Here is a 17,985-nt window from a genome sequence, read left to right as displayed (position 1 = left end):
TTTCCCTGCAATGTTTATGGAGTAAAGCGACCGCAACAATCTTAACAAATAATCTCAATGTTGCGCTCAGGTGAATCGCGCCAGCAAATTGCGGATTATCCTGAAATGCGTTTCTCACTTGCCCGACATATGCGTAAAATGAGCGGCAGATTAAAAAAGGATAGTGACGTATGCGCATTCATATTTTAGGAATTTGTGGCACATTTATGGGCGGTCTGGCGATGCTGGCGCGCCAGTTAGGCCATGAAGTAACGGGTTCGGACGCCAATGTGTATCCGCCGATGAGCACCTTACTTGAGAAGCAAGGCATTGAGCTGATTCAGGGTTACGATGCCAGCCAGCTCGATCCGCAGCCGGATCTGGTGATTATTGGCAACGCCATGACCCGTGGAAATCCGTGTGTGGAAGCGGTACTGGAAAAAAACATCCCTTATATGTCAGGTCCACAGTGGCTGCACGATTTTGTGCTGCGCGACCGCTGGGTGCTGGCCGTTGCCGGTACACACGGCAAAACTACCACCGCGGGAATGGCGACCTGGATTCTGGAACAGTGCGGTTACAAACCGGGATTTGTGATCGGCGGTGTGCCGGGGAACTTTGAGGTTTCGGCGCGTCTGGGCGAAAGCGACTTCTTTGTTATCGAAGCGGATGAGTATGACTGCGCCTTCTTCGACAAACGCTCTAAATTTGTCCATTACTGCCCGCGTACGCTGATCCTCAACAACCTTGAGTTCGATCACGCCGATATCTTTGACGACCTGAAAGCGATCCAGAAACAGTTCCACCATCTGGTGCGTATCGTTCCGGGGCAGGGCCGTATTATCTGGCCGGAAAATGACATCAACCTGAAACAGACCATGGCGATGGGCTGCTGGAGCGAGCAGGAGCTGGTGGGTGAGCAGGGTCACTGGCAGGCGAAAAAGCTGACCACTGACGCTTCTGAATGGGAAGTCTTGCTGGATGGCGAAAAAGTGGGCGAAGTGAAATGGTCGCTGGTGGGCGAACATAATATGCACAATGGCCTGATGGCGATTGCGGCGGCTCGCCATGTTGGTGTAGCGCCTGCAGATGCCGCTAACGCGCTGGGTTCGTTTATTAACGCTCGTCGCCGTCTGGAGTTGCGTGGTGAAGCGAATGGTGTGACGGTATATGACGATTTTGCTCATCACCCGACGGCGATTCTGGCAACGCTTGCGGCGCTGCGCGGCAAAGTTGGCGGTACGGCGCGCATTATTGCTGTGCTGGAGCCGCGCTCGAATACCATGAAAATGGGGATCTGCAAAGACGATCTGGCACCTTCATTAGGTCGTGCCGATGAAGTCTTCCTGCTGCAACCGGCGCATATTCCGTGGCAGGTGGCAGAAGTGGCAGAAGCCTGCGTTCAGCCTGCACACTGGAGTGGCGATGTGGATACACTGGCAGATATGGTGGTGAAAACCGCTCAGCCTGGCGACCATATTCTGGTGATGAGCAACGGCGGTTTTGGTGGGATCCATCAGAAACTGCTGGATGGTCTGGCGAAGAAAGCGGAAGCCGCGCAGTAATTCGGCCTTAGCCTGAGATAGCATTGCCGGATAAGGCGTTTACGCCGCATCCGGCAAACCATACTCACATCAACAACGAAAATTACCCTTCATTCTCCGCCAGTTCGCGCAGATACTGGAAAATCTGGCGTGCGGATTTCGGCGGCTTATTCCCTTCTTTCTCTTTCTTCGCGTTACGGATCAGAGTACGCAGCTGCTGACGATCGGCATCGGGCCACAGATTCAATACTTCAGCGATGGCGTCATCACCTTGATCGATCAGACGATCGCGCAGGTTTTCCAGTTTATGGAACAGTACCACCTGCTGGTTGTGACGGTTTTTCAGCTTATCCAGCGCCTGACGAATAGGCTCTACGTCGCGCTGGCGCAGCATCTTACCGATGAGCTGCAACTGGCGGCGGCGACCTTCCATCTTAATACGCTGGGCGAGCTCAATAGCCGCGCGCAGATCCGCATCTAACGGGATCTTATCCAGCGCGTTTTTCCCCAGATCAACAATTTCCGCGCCAAGGCGTTTTAGCTCCTCGGCATCACGTTTAATTTCACTTTTACTGACCCAGATAATTTCATCGTCTTCGTCTTCGATGTCATCACCGGGAACGTCGTCGAGCCAGTCTTCGGGCTGCTTAGTCATCTCAGGCTCCTTAAAAAAAGAGGCTAATGTTACCAGTTAAGATGCGCACTGAAAAACGGTTCTCTGTTAGACTTCAGAGAAACTCTCTACATTATGGCACTTGCAATGAAAGTAATCTCTCAAGTTGAAGCGCAGCGCAAGATTCTGGAAGAAGCAGTTTCCACTGCGCTGGAGTTGGCCTCAGGCAAATCGGACGGTGCGGAAGTTGCCGTCAGCAAGACCACCGGCATTAGCGTAAGCACGCGTTATGGTGAAGTGGAGAATGTTGAATTCAATAGCGATGGCGCGCTGGGGATCACTGTTTATCACCAGAACCGCAAAGGTAGCGCATCATCCACCGATTTAAGCCCGCAGGCCATTGCCCGTACTGTACAGGCGGCGCTGGATATTGCCCGTTATACCTCGCCAGATCCCTGTGCCGGCGTGGCAGACAAAGAGCTGCTGGCCTTTGACGCACCAGATCTCGACTTGTTCCACCCTGCGGAAGTTTCCCCGGATGAAGCCATTGAACTGGCGGCCCGCGCAGAACAGGCAGCATTACAGGCGGATAAACGTATCACCAATACCGAAGGTGGCAGCTTTAACAGCCACTACGGTGTCAAAGTTTTTGGCAACAGCCACGGCATGTTGCAGGGTTACTGCTCAACGCGTCATTCGCTCTCCAGCTGTGTAATTGCCGAAGAAAATGGCGATATGGAGCGTGATTACGCCTACACCATTGGCCGCGCGATGAGCGATCTGCAAACGCCAGAGTGGGTCGGGGCCGACTGTGCTCGCCGTACTTTATCGCGCCTGTCACCGCGTAAACTCTCCACCATGAAAGCGCCAGTCATTTTTGCCAATGAAGTGGCAACCGGGCTTTTTGGCCATCTGGTGGGGGCGATAGCGGGTGGCTCGGTTTACCGTAAATCTACCTTTCTGCTGGATTCGCTGGGTAAACAAATTCTGCCGGACTGGCTGACCATTGAAGAGCATCCGCATCTGCTGAAAGGGCTGGCGTCGACGCCATTCGACAGCGAAGGTGTGCGCACCGAGCGTCGCGATATTATTAAAGATGGCATCCTGACTCAGTGGCTGCTGACCAGCTACTCGGCGCGGAAACTGGGGCTGAAAAGCACCGGACATGCGGGCGGTATTCACAACTGGCGGATTGCCGGACAAGGGCTAAGCTTCGAACAAATGCTCAAAGAGATGGGCACCGGGCTGGTGGTGACGGAGCTGATGGGCCAGGGCGTGAGTGCCATTACCGGTGATTATTCCCGTGGTGCAGCGGGCTTCTGGGTAGAGAATGGCGAAATTCAGTATCCCGTTAGTGAAATCACCATCGCAGGTAATTTAAAAGATATGTGGCGCAATATTGTCACCGTCGGTAACGATATTGAAACACGCAGTAATATACAGTGTGGTTCTGTGCTGTTGCCGGAGATGAAAATCGCCGGGCAGTAAAAAACTGGCGCGACCTGCCGCGCTATAAACTAAAAAATTACACAAAATCATTCGCACTGCATCGAGACGGAAAGTGAATGAGGGCCGGGGAGCGTACTCGCAGTACGTGACCCGGGCGAATGAGCGTAGCCGTCGATGAGGCAGTGTGAAGGATGAAGTGTAAATAAAAAAGGAAGTGAGCAATGCGTAAAAGCCTGTTAGCTATTCTTGCAGTCTCCTCGTTGGTATTCAGTTCTGCGTCGTTTGCCGCTGATCTTGAAGACAATATGGAAACCCTCAACGACAATTTAAAAGTGATCGAAAAAGCGGATAACGCGGCGCAAGTCAAAGACGCGTTAACGATGATGCGCGCCGCAGCGCTGGATGCGCAAAAAGCAACGCCGCCGAAGCTCGAAGATAAATCACCGGACAGCCCGGAAATGAAAGATTTCCGCCACGGTTTCGACATTCTGGTCGGTCAGATTGACGACGCGCTGAAGCTGGCAAATGAAGGTAAAGTAAAAGAAGCGCAGACTGCTGCAGAGCAACTGAAAACGACCCGCAACGCCTATCACCAGAAGTATCGTTAATTCCTCATTTCCCTGTTGCCTGCACTCAGGTAACAGGGAACTTATCATCGCAAATGATGCACCACCTGATTGCTGCTGCCGCGCCAGATCAGGGAAGGGTCTTTTAAATCCTGCACAAATTTGCCGTCGACCAGCACGTTAATCAAATCAACAACCTGCATTTGCGCAGCGTTGAGTTCGTCGAGTTTATAGCCTGTCCACACCCAGATGTCTTTACCCGGACACTCGGCGCGGATGCGTTTTACCAGTTTCAGAATATCCGGCACGTTTTGCGGATGCAGCGGATCGCCGCCGGAGAGGGAAATCCCCTGGCGTTTGATACGAGTGTCATTCAGATCTTTAATGATCTTGTCTTCCATTGCTTTGGTAAATGGCTGACCAGAATTTACCCGCCATGTGCTTTTGTTATAGCAACCGGGGCATTCATGAACACACCCGGAGACAAACAGGGTGCAGCGAGTGCCGGGGCCGTTGACGATGTCGACAGGATAGTACTGATGATAATTCATTATTTCGCCTGGCTTATCAGTCCGCGTGTAGGCTGCATCCGGTAATCAATGCCTGATGCGACGCTGTCGCGTCTTATCAGGCCTACAGCCGTTGCCAAATGTAGGCCGGATAAGGCGTTTACGCCGCATCCAGCATTTGCTTAGCGCAGAGTGAAGATTAACCTATCTGCCCATTCCCCAAATGTTTAACGCGGCGCTTAACTTCTTCCTGCTTACCAGCGTTAAACGGACGTGCATCCGGGCTACCTAAATATCCGCACACGCGGCGAGTTACCGACACACGGGAGGCGTCATGGTTACCACATTTCGGGCAAGTGAAGCCTTTGCTGGTGCACTCGAACTCACCGGTAAAGCCACACTCGTAGCACTCATCAATCGGTGTATTGGTGCCGTAATACGGTACATGCTGATAGCTGTAATCCCAGACATCTTCCAGCGCCTTCAGGTTGTGCTGAATGTTTGGATACTCGCCGTAGCAAATGAAACCACCGTTCGCCAGCGGCGGGTAAGGCGCTTCAAAGTCGATCTTGTCGTACGGGTTCACCTTCTTCTCCACATCGAGGTGGAAACTGTTGGTGTAGTAACCTTTATCGGTCACGCCCGGCACCACGCCAAACTCAGCAGTATCGAGACGGCAGAAGCGGTCGCACAGGTTTTCACTCGGCGTGCTGTAGAGACTGAAACCATAACCCGTTTCTTCTTTCCACTGATCCACTGCCTGACGCAGACGTTCAACAATGGCGATACCTTTCGCGCGAAGCTGCTCGTTGTCGTAAACATGCTCGCCGCCGAACAGCGCGTTAATGGTTTCGTGGATGCCGATGTAACCCAGCGAAATAGACGCACGACCGTTTTTGAAGATTTCAGAAACATCATCGTCAGCATTCAGACGTACGCCACAAGCACCTTCCATATAGAGGATCGGGGCGACGCGCGCTTTCACGCCTTCGAGACGAGCGATACGGGTCATCAGTGCCTTACGTGCCAGCACCAGACGTTCATCCAGCAGCTTCCAGAAGGTGGCTTCATCGCCTTTTGCTTCCAGAGCAATACGCGGCAGGTTCAGGCTGATCACGCCGAGGTTGTTACGACCATCGTGGATCTGCTCGCCGTTTTCATTTTCCCACACGCCGAGGAAGCTGCGGCAGCCCATCGGGGTTTTAAACGAACCGGTGACTTTCACTACCTGATCGTAGTTCAGGATATCCGGATACATGCGCTTGCTTGCGCACTCCAGCGCCAGCTGTTTGATGTCGTAGTTCGGATCGCCTTTTTTATGGTTCAGACCATCGCGAATCGCAAACACCAGTTTCGGGAACACCGCAGTTTTACGGTTTTTACCGAGGCCTGCGATACGGTTACGCAGGATCGATTCCTGAATCAGGCGCGATTCCCAGCTGGTGCCCAGACCAAAACCAAAGGTTACAAACGGCGTCTGACCGTTGGCGGTGTGCAGGGTGTTTACTTCGTACTCCAGCGACTGGAAGGCATCGTAGCACTCTTTGATGGTACGAGAGTTTGCGTAGCCTTCGGCGTCCGGGATGTTCCACTCTTCTGCGGTCTTGCGATGTTTGTTGTAGCTGGCGGTAACAAACGGCGCCAGCACTTCATCGATACGGTTAATGGTGGTGCCGCCATAAATATGGCTGGCGACCTGAGCAATAATCTGCGCAGTTACCGCGGTTGCCGTAGAGATCGACTTCGGCGGTTCAATCTCGGCGTTCCCCATTTTAAAGCCCTGGGTCAGCATGCCTTTCAGGTCGATCAACATGCAGTTGAACATCGGGAAGAACGGCGAGTAATCGAGATCGTGATAGTGAATATCGCCACGCTCATGTGCCTGCACCACGTCACGCGGCAGCAGGTGCTGGCGTGCATAGTGTTTAGCCACGATCCCGGCCAGCAGGTCGCGCTGGGTTGGAATCACCTTGCTGTCTTTGTTGGCGTTTTCGTTGAGTAACGAGGCGTTGGTCTGCTCGACCAGACCACGGATCTCCTGGTTCAGGCGACCGCGTTTTTCACGTTCAATGTCGCGATCGTGACGGTACTCGATGTAAGCACGAGCCAGTTGTTTGTATGGACCCGACATCAGCTGGTTTTCAACTGCGGTCTGGATCTCGTTGATATCCACCTGGTTGCGGCCCTGCATCTGCTCGCTGACAACCGCGGCAACAGTGGCGCAATAATCGGCATCATCGACTTCCGCTGCTTTAGCTGCACGCAGAATCGCTTCTTTGATGCGCTCTGATTTAAACGGCACTTTGCAGCCGTCTCGTTTCATCACATGCGGTGTCATGATCGCTCCATATTTTTAAGAACAGGTTATCCACAGAAATTGGGAAAGGCGTTTTCCGGTTTTTTCGTTTCGTTTTCCGGTGCTTTCCGCAATCGCCATCCGCTTATCCACAACGCCGCACCTTTTTCGTGGGGAGCTGTAGTAGCAATTATAGTCGATTAATACAACATATTGGGTTGGGACGCATTTTAAAGTCTATATATAGTGCTTTGCATCAAGGATGTTTGAACTTTTTTTGATGTAGCTCAAAGTAAAAAGCAGAGCGTACGGATGACGGGCGCTACAGCGTTATGTAAATTTTTTAATGAATTTGCTGGTTGAAAAATCAACAAAAACAACATGCTGACAGACAAAACCCCGGAATGACAGGCATTCCCGGGGCTTAGCGGATACTTACTTCTGTAACCACCAGACAGCCTCAAAAGGCCGTAAAGTCATGGCACAGGGTTGTGGTGAGGCTTCTTCGTAGTTATGCATCACAAGCTGCCAGTTGCCGCGCATTTGCCCTGGCTGCCAGGGTTGGATCTCACGGCTAAGGTTGGCAATGACCAGCAAGGTTTGCCCCTTCCATTCACGGCGATAGCACCACAATACAGGGCTGTTTGGCAGCAGATCCTGGTAATTGCCCCATGTCAGGATGGCTTCTTGCTTACGCAGTGCGATTAACTTTTGGTAGGTGTAAAACACCGAGGAGTCATCGGCCAGCGCGGCTTCTACGTTGATTTGTTGATAGTTATCGCCCAGGCCAATCCACGGTTCGCCAGCCGTAAACCCGGCATTATCGCCGTTGCTCCATTGCATGGGCGTGCGGCTGTTGTCACGGGATTTACTGGCGAGGATTGCCAATAACTCGTCGGCATCACGACCATCGTTGCGCAGCTCGGCAAACATATTGAGGCTCTCCACGTCGCGATAGTCAGTAATGCGCGTGAAATGCGGGTTGGTCATGCCAATCTCTTCGCCCTGGTAGATATACGGCGTTCCCTGCATGCCATGCAGCACCATCGCCAGCATTTTTGCCGCAGGCACGCGGTATTCACCTTCATCACCAAAGCGAGAAATAATGCGCGGCTGATCGTGGTTACACCAGAACAAGGCATTCCATGCCACGTTGTGCATTCCTTGTTGCCAGTGGCGGAACAATGTTTTCAACGCCACAAAGTCAGGTTTAGCCAGCGTCCATTTTTCACCACCGGGATAATCGACCTTCAGGTGATGAAAATTAAAGGTCATCGACAATTCACTGCCTGTCAGTGCCGCGTATCGCTGGCAATGCTCAAGGCTGGTGGAGGACATTTCACCTACGGTCATTAACCCGCGTGGCGTAAACACATCGCGGTTCATCTCGTGCAAAAACTCGTGTGCTCGTGGCCCGTCGGTGTAAAAGCGACGCCCGTCGCCATCCAGGTCTTCAGGGAAACGCGGGTCTTTGGAGATCAGATTCACCACATCCAGGCGCAACCCGTCGACCCCACGATCGGCCCAGAATTCACAGACTTTTTTCAGCTCTGCGCGTACCGCTGGATTCTCCCAGTTGAGATCCGCCTGTTCTGGTGCAAAGAGATGCAAATAGTACTGTTCGCTTTCCGCATGCCAGCGCCACGCACTACCGCCAAATTTTGAACGCCAGTTGTTCGGTGGCGTTTCTGGTTCGCCATCGCGCCAGATATAAAACTGGCGGTAAGGGCTTTCTTTGTTCAGCGCCTCGCGAAACCAGGCATGTTGGGTAGAGGTATGGTTAAACACCATATCGAGAATGATACGAATCCCGCGCGATTTTGCCTGCGTCACCAGTTCGTCAAAATCGTCCAGCGTGCCGTAGGTGGGATCAATCGCCGTATAGTTCGCTACGTCGTAACCGTTATCGACCTGGGGAGAGATATAAAAGGGGGTTAGCCAGATGGCATCAACGCCCAGTTTATGCAGATAGTCCAGGCGTTGGATAACGCCACGTAAATCGCCGGTGCCGCTACCCGTGGTGTCCTGAAAACTCTTTGGATAAATCTGGTAGATAACGCCGTTTTGCCACCAGTGGGGAAGATTAGTCATTACGTTATTCCTGCAAATGCGAGGGGGCGCAATTGCGCCCCGAAGAAAATTAAACAATATCCAGCGTGCCCAGGCGGTATTTCCGCTGATAGATAAACGAGGTGAGTACAATCGGGATGATGATGGCGATAACCATTGCCAGCGCAAATACCTGCCAGTAGCTCGGTTGAATCGAGAGAATTCCCGGCAGGCCGCCTACGCCGATACCATTCGCCATAACGCCGTTCAGGCCGCATAGTAATCCTGCCAGACCAGAACCAATCATCGCGCACAGCATCGGGAAGCGATATTTCAGGTTGATGCCGTACATTGCAGGCTCAGTGACCCCAAGCCAGGCGGAGATAGCGGCAGGCACGGAGATCTCGCGTTCATTGTGCTTGCGGCTGGAAATGATAATGCCTATCACGGCGGAGCCCTGAGCGATATTCGACAGCGCAATCAGCGGCCACACTGGCGTGCCACCCATGCTTTGAATCATCTGCAAATCAATAGCAAGGGTGGTCTGGTGTACGCCGGTGATCACCAGCGGCGCGTACAGGAAGCCAAACAATGCCGCACCAATCGGAGCAAAGCTGCCGGTCATCAGGTGACGTACCGCAAAGGCAACGCCATCGCCAATCATGCGACCAAACGGACCAATCAGCGCATGGGCGAGGAACACCGCGAGGATCAGCGAACAGACGGGCACCACCACCAGATAGAGGTAATCCGGTACGATGCGTTTAAGGCGAGTTTCAATAACGCCCAGCGCCAGCCCGGCTAACAGTGCCGGGATCACCTGAGCCTGATAGCCCACTTTGGCGATGCTGAACATGCCAAAGTCCCACACTTCCGGCAGCTGCTGCCCGAGCAGATAAGCGTTCATCAGCTGGGGGGAAACCAGTGTCACGCCAAGCACGATACCAAGGATCGGCGTGCCGCCCATTTTTTTCACCGCTGACCAGCAAATCCCGACCGGCAGGTAGAAGAAGATCGCTTCACCGATCAACCACAGAAAATCGTAGATCGTTTGCAGGGAAGGGTACATTTGCGCCAGCGTTTGACCGTTGCTCATGGGCAAATCGCCGATCACATTACGAAAACCGAGGATCAAACCGCCGCTAATCAACGCGGGCAGCAACGGGAAGAAGATCTCCGCGAAATGAGAGATCAACTGCTCATGCCATTTCATATTCTGCCGGGCGGCTTTTTTTACCTGCTCTTTATCAACCTGCGCCTGTCCGGTTGACGCTATTAGTGCTTGATAGTAATCACCCACGTTGGTGCCAATCACCACCTGAAATTGCCCGGCATTGGTGAAACAGCCTTTCACCATGGGGAGTTGCTCAATTTCTTTCGGTCTGGCATTGGCCGGTTGGTTGAGGACAAAGCGCAGGCGAGTAATACAGTGGCTCACCGTCGCAATATTGCCGCGCCCGCCGACCAGTTCAATCAACCGATCGATATCCGTTTGGTTTATTTTGCTCATCATAAAGCCCCATGGCAGATGACATTTTTGGTTGGCTGCAGAATATATTGCGCGGAAAAATTTAAAAACGGGAACGTTCCCGAAACGCAGCGAAGATCACAATTTATCGTTCAGGAAACGATCAGGACAGGGTGGCGGGGATGATGATTTGTTGCGGTTCGCTGCGCCCGGTTACCTGTGCGATCAATTGGCAGGCCGCCTGGCGTCCAGCTTCGGCGTAACCAGGATCTACGGTGACGATCTCCGGATGAAGGAATTTCATTAATGGCGTATTACCGACGCTCGCCAGTTGCAAGGTGTCGATGCGTTGCTCTTGCAGGTATTTACTTGCGCCAAGTGCCAGCGTGTCGGTTGCGCACAGTAAGGCGGTAGTTTCAGGCGTAATCACTTTTGCTACGTTCTCATAGCCTTGCTTCATAGCAAGGCCTGGCAGAGCGGCAACGGGATTCAGTTTATGCGCTTTGCAGAACGCCAGGTAGGCTTCGTGACGTCGCTTCCCGGTCGTCACGTCACTATGCGGCACGCCGAGATAACTGATATTACGATGCCCCTGGTCATACAGCCGTTGCATCAGGATCTTGATTGCCCCTTCGTCGTCATAACAGACCGAAGCAAAACCTTTTGCGTCACGCGCCAGCAGAACCAGCGATGACTGCCAGTGGGCTAACATTTCTTCTGTTATGCCAGTAAAACCGAACAGCACTACGCCGTCGATATTACGCCGTTTCAGCACCCCCAAATGTTCGGCAACTAATTGCGGGGAAAACTGACTTTCCATCATGATTGGGTCGTAACCTTGTTCATAGAACGCTGGCAGCATGGTTTGAACGGCGAGATTTTCTGACAACGAATCCAGGCGGGTAACAATGATGGCGACCACTTTATCGCTTTGCCCACGCATAGCGCGCGCAGAGCGGGAAGGGGAAAATCCATGCTGATTCATCACTGCTTCAACACGCTCGCGGGTGCGCTGGCTCACGCCGCTTTCGTTATTCAGCACCCGGGAAACTGTAGATTTCCCCACGCCGCTTAAGCGTGCGATGTCTTTGATGGTCAGCCGATTTTGCATCCTGTTGTCCTGTAACGTGTTGTTTAATTATTTGAGCCTAACTTTACCCGTGCATTCAGCAATGGGTAAAGTCTGGTTTATCGTTGGTTTAGTTGCCAGCAGGTATTATATCGCCATAGATGCTACGAATATTATTGGATTCTCCTTATTATTTGCGGCGCTTTTTTCACTTACCGGAGGTTATATGGAACCTGATCCCACGCCTCTCCCTCGACGGAGATTAAAACTTTTCCGGTAAGCCCGTCTTTTCACGGCGTTACCGGATGCGTAAGGCCGTGACGTTTTAACGTCCCTGCTCAGCTTTATTACCTTCAGGTAAGGCTTCGCCACGCCTGAAGACATTTCTGTACTGTTTCAGACAGTGCGGAGGGACTCCTTATGTTTAAAGAAATTTTTACCCGGCTCATTCGCCATTTACCTTCCCGTCTGGTTCATCGCGATCCATTGCCTGGCGCGCAGCAGACAGTGAATACGGCGGTCCCGCCGTCCTTAAGTGCGCATTGCCTGAAAATGGCGGTGATGCCCGAAGAAGAATTATGGAAAACGTTCGACACCCATCCGGAAGGGTTAAATCAGGCGGAAGTGGAATCTGCCCGCGAACAACATGGTGAAAATAAATTACCCGCACAACAACCGTCGCCGTGGTGGGTACATTTATGGGTCTGCTATCGCAACCCCTTTAATATTTTACTCACCATTCTCGGCGCTATTTCTTACGCCACGGAAGATTTATTTGCCGCGGGCGTTATCGCGCTAATGGTCGCTATTTCTACGTTGCTGAACTTTATTCAGGAAGCACGTTCCACTAAAGCGGCAGATGCCCTGAAAGCGATGGTCAGCAATACAGCGACGGTTCTGCGCGTAATTAACGACAAAGGCGAAAATGGCTGGCTGGAGATCCCGATCGACCAGCTGGTGCCCGGCGATATAATAAAACTGGCGGCGGGGGATATGATCCCGGCAGATTTACGTATCTTGCAGGCGCGGGATCTGTTCGTCGCTCAGGCGTCGTTAACCGGTGAGTCTCTGCCCGTAGAAAAAGCCGCTACCACTCGCCAGCCGGAGCACAGCAATCCGCTGGAGTGTGACACCCTGTGTTTTATGGGCACCACCGTGGTGAGCGGCACGGCACAAGCAATGGTGATTGCTACAGGTGCCAATACCTGGTTTGGTCAACTGGCGGGGCGTGTTAGTGAGCAGGAAAGCGAGCCGAATGCCTTTCAGCAAGGGATCAGCCGCGTCAGTATGCTGCTGATTCGCTTTATGCTGGTGATGGCTCCGGTGGTGCTGTTAATCAATGGTTACACCAAAGGCGACTGGTGGGAAGCGGCACTGTTTGCGCTTTCGGTCGCGGTAGGCTTAACGCCGGAAATGTTGCCGATGATTGTTACCTCGACGCTGGCGCGCGGCGCAGTAAAGCTGTCGAAACAGAAAGTGATCGTCAAACATCTGGATGCTATTCAGAACTTTGGCGCAATGGATATTCTGTGCACTGATAAAACTGGCACCCTGACACAGGACAAAATTGTGCTGGAGAATCATACCGATATCTCCGGTAAAACCAGCGAACGCGTGCTGCATAGCGCGTGGTTGAACAGTCATTATCAGACCGGACTTAAAAACCTGCTCGATACAGCGGTGCTCGAAGGTACGGATGAAGAGTCAGCGCGCTCGCTGGCCAGTCGTTGGCAAAAAATTGATGAGATTCCGTTTGATTTCGAGCGTCGCCGGATGTCGGTGGTAGTGGCAGAAAATACCGAGCACCATCAGCTGGTTTGCAAAGGTGCATTGCAGGAAATCCTCAATGTGTGTTCGCAGGTGCGTCACAATGGCGAGATTGTGCCGCTCGATGACATCATGCTGCGTAAGATTAAGCGGGTTACTGATACGCTTAATCGTCAGGGGCTGCGCGTGGTTGCGGTGGCGACGAAATACCTGCCAGCGCGTGAAGGAGATTACCAGCGGGCGGATGAATCCGACCTGATCCTCGAAGGATATATTGCTTTCCTTGATCCGCCAAAAGAGACAACCGCTCCGGCACTGAAGGCATTAAAAGCGAGTGGAATCACCGTAAAAATCCTTACTGGCGACAGTGAGTTAGTTGCAGCGAAAGTGTGCCATGAAGTGGGGCTGGACGCGGGAGAGGTGGTCATTGGTAGTGATATTGAAACGCTATCTGACGACGAACTGGCAAATCTCGCACAGCGCACCACGCTGTTTGCCCGCCTGACGCCGATGCATAAAGAACGCATTGTGACCTTACTGAAGCGCGAAGGGCATGTGGTTGGCTTTATGGGCGATGGTATTAATGATGCGCCCGCCTTACGCGCTGCGGATATCGGCATTTCTGTGGACGGCGCGGTAGATATTGCCCGTGAAGCGGCTGATATCATCCTGCTGGAAAAAAGCCTGATGGTGCTGGAAGAGGGGGTTATTGAAGGACGTCGCACTTTCGCCAACATGCTGAAATACATCAAAATGACGGCGAGCTCCAACTTCGGTAATGTGTTCAGCGTGCTGGTGGCGAGTGCTTTCTTGCCCTTCCTGCCGATGTTGCCGTTACACTTGCTTATTCAGAACCTGCTGTATGATGTGTCACAGGTGGCGATCCCGTTTGATAACGTCGACGACGAGCAAATTCAAAAGCCGCAGCGTTGGAATCCGGCGGATCTGGGGCGCTTTATGATCTTCTTCGGACCGATCAGCTCGATCTTCGATATTCTGACGTTTTGCCTGATGTGGTGGGTATTCCATGCCAACACGCCGGAAACGCAAACGCTGTTCCAGTCGGGATGGTTTGTGGTGGGCTTACTGTCGCAAACGCTGATTGTGCATATGATCCGCACCCGCCGTGTGCCGTTTATTCAGAGCTGTGCATCGTGGCCGTTAATGATCATGACCGTGATCGTGATGATTGTCGGGATCGCATTGCCGTTTTCACCGCTGGCCAGTTATCTGCAGCTGCAGGCGCTGCCGTTAAGCTATTTCCCGTGGCTGGTTGCGATTTTGGCAGGGTATATGACGTTAACCCAGTTGGTGAAAGGATTTTATAGCCGTCGTTACGGCTGGCAGTAAGCAAGTGATGAGGCTGGCCTGAAATACTCTTTCAGGTCAGTCTTTTACGAAAACACCTGAATAAAAAAATAAATTACTGCAAAAATAAAAAAACAAATAAACGTCCAGCTCAAATTATAAAGGGCGCTATAGCTGTTATTTACTGAACGAGAGAGATAGATATCTTCTTTTTTAATATGTCTGCCAGAGATGTTGCGATACTGGCGGATATAATAAACACAATAGATTAATAAAGGCGGAATTACCCATCCACCTGTAGGTTTGTCAAATATAAGAGTCAGTAGAATAGCGATAGCAAAGAAAACCAGAAAGACGATTTGTGCTTTGGATTCTGTTTTTTTTAATTCGCTTCTGATGCCGTCAGCGTGCTGTTCTTGCCAGCGCCGCAGCGTGCTAACGCTAAATTGATAGTGTTCACATAGCTCCTTATTAGACGCCCCCTCTTTTGACTGCTGTAAAATTTCAGCAATTTGTTCGTTAGTGAAACGGGGTTTAGCCATCTTCAACCCTCCGTGGTTGAATCAGATAACCCAGGCGCAATACCTGGATTATCTTTCAGTAGATATTAGCGACGAACAGCGATCGCTTCGATCTCAATCTTCACGTCTTTCGGCAGACGGGCAACTTCAACGCAAGAACGTGCCGGGAAGGTGGCATTGTGTTCGGTGAAGAAGGCTTCGTAGGTAGCATTAACGGTTGCGAAGTCGTTCAGATCTTTCACAAACACGGTGGTTTTAACGATGTCGCCCACTTTCAGGCCTGCGGCTTCGACGATCGCTTTTACGTTATCCAGCGACTGACGTGCCTGTGCAGCGACGTCTGCCGGTACTTCGCCCGTTTTCGGATTTACCGGGATTTGACCGGAGGTGATGATCATATTGCCCAGATCAACGCCCTGTACGTAAGGACCGATAGCTGCCGGTGCATTTTCCGTCGCGATAGTTTTGCTCATGATTTCTCCTTTATTACAGCGGTAAAAAGTCTGGCTCATTATAGGGAGCCAGACTTTTATTACCAACCGCAATTAATTGGCCAGCACCACATTATGGGAAAACTCTTTTTCACAGTATTTGCATTTGAGCGCGATGTCATTGGCGCGTTTTCGCACGGCAAAGCTGGAAGAAACCGGTTCGGCATGGCTGATACAGTTGCTGTTCGGGCAGACCAGCACATTGTCGATGCGCTCTGGCAGACTGGGGCGCGATTTACCCACCACTTCATAGTTGTCGATACGGTTAACCGTGGCTTGCGGCGCATACAATGCCAGTTGATCTACCTGATCTTCACTCAAAAAGGTATTTTCGATTTTGATCAGATCTTTGCGGCCCATCTCGCCAGAAGGCAAGTTCAGACCGATGGTGATGCGCTGATCCGTTTCGGTCAGCTTGAACAGACTCAACAGCTTAAAACCGATCTGGGCGGGGATATGGTCAATTACCGTGCCGCGTTTAATAGCTTCAACCTGCAATTTATTATCGTGTGTCATCTCTATTTCCCCTTACAGTACCAGATCGCGATTCAGAACCAGTGCCAGTAACGCCTGGCGAGCGAAAATCCCGTTGCCTGCCTGCTGGAAGTACCAGGCGTGTGGCGTTTTATCAACATCCGTCGCAATCTCATCAACACGCGGCAGCGGATGCAGCACTTTCATATTGGCTTTGGCGTTGTGGAGATCGCTGGCGCGAAGAACAAACTGCGCTTTCACGTTGGCGTACTCGGACGGGTCCAGACGCTCTTTTTGCACGCGGGTCATGTACAGGATGTCTACTTCCGCCATCACTTCTTCAATAGAGCTGTGCAGACTCCATGCGATCCCTTTTTCATCGAGCATATCCAGAATGTATTGCGGCATTGCCAGCGCGTCCGGCGCGATGAAGTAAAAACGGTTGCCGTCGAACTTCGCTAACGCCTGAGTCAGGGAGTGAACGGTGCGGCCATATTTCAGGTCACCAACCATTGCGACGTGGAGATTGTCCAGACGCCCCTGGGTTTCCTGAATAGTGAATAAGTCCAGCAAGGTTTGCGTCGGATGTTGGTTGGAGCCATCACCGGCATTCAGTACCGGTACATTGCCGGAAAACTCGGTGGCCAGGCGCGCCGCACCTTCCTGCGGATGACGCATCACTATCGCATCGACGTAAGTGCTGATAACCGAAATGGTATCGGCCAGCGTTTCGCCCTTTTTACCCAGTGATGTATTGGCGCTGTCGGAGAAGCCCACCACGCTGGCACCCAGGCGGTGCATAGATGTTTCGAAAGAGAGGCGGGTACGGGTAGAGGCTTCGAAGAAACAGCTGGCAATGACTTTGTGCTTCAACAGCTCTGGTTGCGGGTTTGCTTTCAGTTTCGCCGCTGTCGCCAGCACCAGATTAAGGTCATCGCGACTAAGGTCGTTTATGGAAATGATATGTTTCTGATATAGCGGATTAGCCATCTTTTATCTCCTGACGCCTGGGCAAAAAAAAGCCCCTCGATTGAGGGGCTGGGAATGGGTGATCAACGGGAAGAAAAACGGCAGGCCAGCGTCTTTTTTCAGACGCGGTAAGACAAAATGTCGAACACACTGAACCATACATCCTCCCGGCAAATTGTCCGGCATTATACTCATCGTCAGAAGCGGCGCAAGCATTTGATGCAATATTTTGTCAGCGCAAACGGTTTATTTGAATTAAAAGTCAAGGTATATGCATTTTTATTTGATGTGATTCTGCAGGGGAACTGTCGTTCGGTATCAATAATTGCAGACATTCCCTGCTTTTTTCTTTTTCACTTTCACGCAATCAGATATGCATTTTATTCCATTCATCCGACTTATAGGGCGGAGTGTGAAAGCGAACGGCTAACACTATTGCTTACTGCTCAGGGATGCGCGCTATCACTTTAATTTCAAAATCAAAGCCTGCCAGCCATGTAACACCCACCGCCGTCCAGTTTGGATAAGGTGGGGCGCTAAATATTTCATTTTTCACCGTCATGATGTCTTCAAATTGGTTTTCTGGATCGGTATGGAAGCTCGTAACATCAATGATATCGTCAAAAGTGCATCCCGCAGCTGCCAGGGTCGCATGCAAATTATCAAATGCCAGTCTGACTTGTTGCTGAAAATCGGGTTCTGGTGTTCCGTCCTCTCGACTTCCTACTTGCCCGGAAACAAACAGCAAATCGCCGGAACGAATAGCCGCAGAATAACGATGCTCAGCATATAGTGAATGTCGGCCAGCAGGGAAAACAGCGGTTCTTTCTACCATTTGGTTATCCTCAAGATTTACGACATGAACAGAAGATTTCTCTTTACCGGGAGCCGCTTTTAGCGGACGACGTGAGTA

At 51.7% G+C, this 17,985-nt stretch carries 17 protein-coding genes; 5 read left to right on the top strand and 12 right to left on the bottom strand.

The window, feature by feature from the left end; genetic code table 11:
* The first annotated feature begins 170 nt into the window (after positions 1–170).
* Complete coding sequence (mpl, locus tag ACJHXA_RS12435) at positions 171–1,544, top strand: UDP-N-acetylmuramate:L-alanyl-gamma-D-glutamyl-meso-diaminopimelate ligase (protein WP_001219792.1); 1,374 nt, start codon at positions 171–173, stop codon at positions 1,542–1,544.
* Between the two features lie 82 nt (positions 1,545–1,626).
* On the opposite strand, the gene yjgA is transcribed toward mpl, so the two are convergent.
* Positions 1,627–2,178 (bottom strand): ribosome biogenesis factor YjgA, encoded by a 552-nt coding sequence (yjgA, locus tag ACJHXA_RS12430; protein WP_000166270.1) that lies wholly within the window; start codon positions 2,176–2,178, stop codon positions 1,627–1,629.
* Between the two features lie 93 nt (positions 2,179–2,271).
* On the opposite strand from yjgA, the gene pmbA reads away from it, so the two are divergent.
* The gene (pmbA, locus tag ACJHXA_RS12425; protein WP_001162171.1) at positions 2,272–3,624 is read left to right on the top strand and encodes a metalloprotease PmbA; all 1,353 of its coding nucleotides are present in this window, start codon (positions 2,272–2,274) and stop codon (positions 3,622–3,624) included.
* 182 nt (positions 3,625–3,806) lie between these two features.
* A complete protein-coding gene (gene cybC / locus ACJHXA_RS12420; protein ID WP_001533990.1) occupies positions 3,807–4,193 on the top strand; it encodes a cytochrome b562 in 387 nt (128 codons plus the stop codon).
* A gap of 44 nt (positions 4,194–4,237) precedes the next feature.
* Here the strand turns inward: cybC and nrdG are convergent, their stop codons facing one another.
* The 5 genes from nrdG to treR all read right to left on the bottom strand — a co-directional run bounded on the left by nrdG (position 4,238) and on the right by treR (position 11,584).
* Positions 4,238–4,702: an anaerobic ribonucleoside-triphosphate reductase-activating protein gene (gene nrdG / locus ACJHXA_RS12415; protein WP_001106222.1), complete on the bottom strand. Its 465-nt coding sequence runs from the start codon at positions 4,700–4,702 to the stop codon at positions 4,238–4,240.
* A 157-nt stretch (positions 4,703–4,859) separates the two neighbouring features.
* Positions 4,860–6,998, bottom strand: coding sequence for an anaerobic ribonucleoside-triphosphate reductase (nrdD, locus tag ACJHXA_RS12410; RefSeq protein WP_000187778.1), 2,139 nt, complete (start codon positions 6,996–6,998; stop codon positions 4,860–4,862).
* 393 nt (positions 6,999–7,391) lie between these two features.
* Positions 7,392–9,047 carry an alpha,alpha-phosphotrehalase gene (treC, locus tag ACJHXA_RS12405; protein ID WP_001298928.1) on the bottom strand — a complete coding sequence of 552 codons (1,656 nt, stop codon included), beginning with the start codon at positions 9,045–9,047 and terminating at the stop codon, positions 7,392–7,394.
* 49 nt (positions 9,048–9,096) lie between these two features.
* Positions 9,097–10,518 carry a PTS trehalose transporter subunit IIBC gene (treB, locus tag ACJHXA_RS12400; RefSeq protein WP_001297258.1) on the bottom strand — a complete coding sequence of 474 codons (1,422 nt, stop codon included), beginning with the start codon at positions 10,516–10,518 and terminating at the stop codon, positions 9,097–9,099.
* Between the two features lie 118 nt (positions 10,519–10,636).
* A complete protein-coding gene (gene treR / locus ACJHXA_RS12395) occupies positions 10,637–11,584 on the bottom strand; it encodes a trehalose operon repressor TreR (protein ID WP_001181332.1) in 948 nt (315 codons plus the stop codon).
* 184 nt (positions 11,585–11,768) lie between these two features.
* Here treR and mgtL point away from each other — a divergent pair, with 184 nt between their 5' ends.
* Both mgtL and mgtA read left to right on the top strand, forming a co-directional pair.
* Entirely contained in the window at positions 11,769–11,822 is a 54-nt protein-coding gene (gene mgtL / locus ACJHXA_RS12390) for a mgtA regulatory leader peptide MgtL (RefSeq protein WP_001387276.1), read from the top strand.
* A gap of 140 nt (positions 11,823–11,962) precedes the next feature.
* Positions 11,963–14,659 carry a magnesium-translocating P-type ATPase gene (gene mgtA, locus ACJHXA_RS12385; RefSeq protein ID WP_000471866.1) on the top strand — a complete coding sequence of 899 codons (2,697 nt, stop codon included), beginning with the start codon at positions 11,963–11,965 and terminating at the stop codon, positions 14,657–14,659.
* Between the two features lie 44 nt (positions 14,660–14,703).
* Here the strand turns inward: mgtA and ACJHXA_RS12380 are convergent, their stop codons facing one another.
* The 6 genes from ACJHXA_RS12380 to ACJHXA_RS12355 form a co-directional block, all read right to left on the bottom strand.
* Positions 14,704–15,159, bottom strand: coding sequence for a transposase (locus ACJHXA_RS12380; RefSeq protein WP_001118337.1), 456 nt, complete (start codon positions 15,157–15,159; stop codon positions 14,704–14,706).
* A gap of 65 nt (positions 15,160–15,224) precedes the next feature.
* Positions 15,225–15,611 carry a 2-iminobutanoate/2-iminopropanoate deaminase gene (ridA, locus tag ACJHXA_RS12375; protein ID WP_000047539.1) on the bottom strand — a complete coding sequence of 129 codons (387 nt, stop codon included), beginning with the start codon at positions 15,609–15,611 and terminating at the stop codon, positions 15,225–15,227.
* A gap of 72 nt (positions 15,612–15,683) precedes the next feature.
* Positions 15,684–16,145 carry an aspartate carbamoyltransferase regulatory subunit gene (gene pyrI / locus ACJHXA_RS12370; RefSeq protein ID WP_000148581.1) on the bottom strand — a complete coding sequence of 154 codons (462 nt, stop codon included), beginning with the start codon at positions 16,143–16,145 and terminating at the stop codon, positions 15,684–15,686.
* A 12-nt stretch (positions 16,146–16,157) separates the two neighbouring features.
* Entirely contained in the window at positions 16,158–17,093 is a 936-nt protein-coding gene (gene pyrB / locus ACJHXA_RS12365; protein WP_000013046.1) for an aspartate carbamoyltransferase, read from the bottom strand.
* Between the two features lie 3 nt (positions 17,094–17,096).
* Entirely contained in the window at positions 17,097–17,231 is a 135-nt protein-coding gene (gene pyrL, locus ACJHXA_RS12360; RefSeq protein ID WP_001296693.1) for a pyr operon leader peptide, read from the bottom strand.
* Positions 17,232–17,511: 280 nt separating this feature from the next.
* The gene (locus tag ACJHXA_RS12355; RefSeq protein ID WP_000230281.1) at positions 17,512–17,907 is read right to left on the bottom strand and encodes a RidA family protein; all 396 of its coding nucleotides are present in this window, start codon (positions 17,905–17,907) and stop codon (positions 17,512–17,514) included.
* Between the last annotated feature and the right edge of the window lie 78 nt (positions 17,908–17,985).

The sequence above is a fragment of the Escherichia sp. WS33 genome, from assembly GCF_046486385.1.
Taxonomy (GTDB): domain Bacteria; phylum Pseudomonadota; class Gammaproteobacteria; order Enterobacterales; family Enterobacteriaceae; genus ECMA0423.
The sequence above is the reverse complement of the archived record's forward strand: the minus strand, read 5'-3'. Positions and strand labels throughout refer to the sequence as shown.

Coding starts and splice junctions, on each gene's coding strand:
- mpl (WP_001219792.1), top strand. CDS start 171: ATGCGCATTCATATTTTAGGAATTTGTGGCACATTTATGGGCGGTCTG.
- yjgA (WP_000166270.1), bottom strand. CDS start 2,178: ATGACTAAGCAGCCCGAAGACTGGCTCGACGACGTTCCCGGTGATGAC.
- pmbA (WP_001162171.1), top strand. CDS start 2,272: ATGGCACTTGCAATGAAAGTAATCTCTCAAGTTGAAGCGCAGCGCAAG.
- cybC (WP_001533990.1), top strand. CDS start 3,807: ATGCGTAAAAGCCTGTTAGCTATTCTTGCAGTCTCCTCGTTGGTATTC.
- nrdG (WP_001106222.1), bottom strand. CDS start 4,702: ATGAATTATCATCAGTACTATCCTGTCGACATCGTCAACGGCCCCGGC.
- nrdD (WP_000187778.1), bottom strand. CDS start 6,998: ATGACACCGCATGTGATGAAACGAGACGGCTGCAAAGTGCCGTTTAAA.
- treC (WP_001298928.1), bottom strand. CDS start 9,047: ATGACTAATCTTCCCCACTGGTGGCAAAACGGCGTTATCTACCAGATT.
- treB (WP_001297258.1), bottom strand. CDS start 10,518: ATGATGAGCAAAATAAACCAAACGGATATCGATCGGTTGATTGAACTG.
- treR (WP_001181332.1), bottom strand. CDS start 11,584: ATGCAAAATCGGCTGACCATCAAAGACATCGCACGCTTAAGCGGCGTG.
- mgtA (WP_000471866.1), top strand. CDS start 11,963: ATGTTTAAAGAAATTTTTACCCGGCTCATTCGCCATTTACCTTCCCGT.
- ACJHXA_RS12380 (WP_001118337.1), bottom strand. CDS start 15,159: ATGGCTAAACCCCGTTTCACTAACGAACAAATTGCTGAAATTTTACAG.
- ridA (WP_000047539.1), bottom strand. CDS start 15,611: ATGAGCAAAACTATCGCGACGGAAAATGCACCGGCAGCTATCGGTCCT.
- pyrI (WP_000148581.1), bottom strand. CDS start 16,145: ATGACACACGATAATAAATTGCAGGTTGAAGCTATTAAACGCGGCACG.
- pyrB (WP_000013046.1), bottom strand. CDS start 17,093: ATGGCTAATCCGCTATATCAGAAACATATCATTTCCATAAACGACCTT.
- pyrL (WP_001296693.1), bottom strand. CDS start 17,231: ATGGTTCAGTGTGTTCGACATTTTGTCTTACCGCGTCTGAAAAAAGAC.
- ACJHXA_RS12355 (WP_000230281.1), bottom strand. CDS start 17,907: ATGGTAGAAAGAACCGCTGTTTTCCCTGCTGGCCGACATTCACTATAT.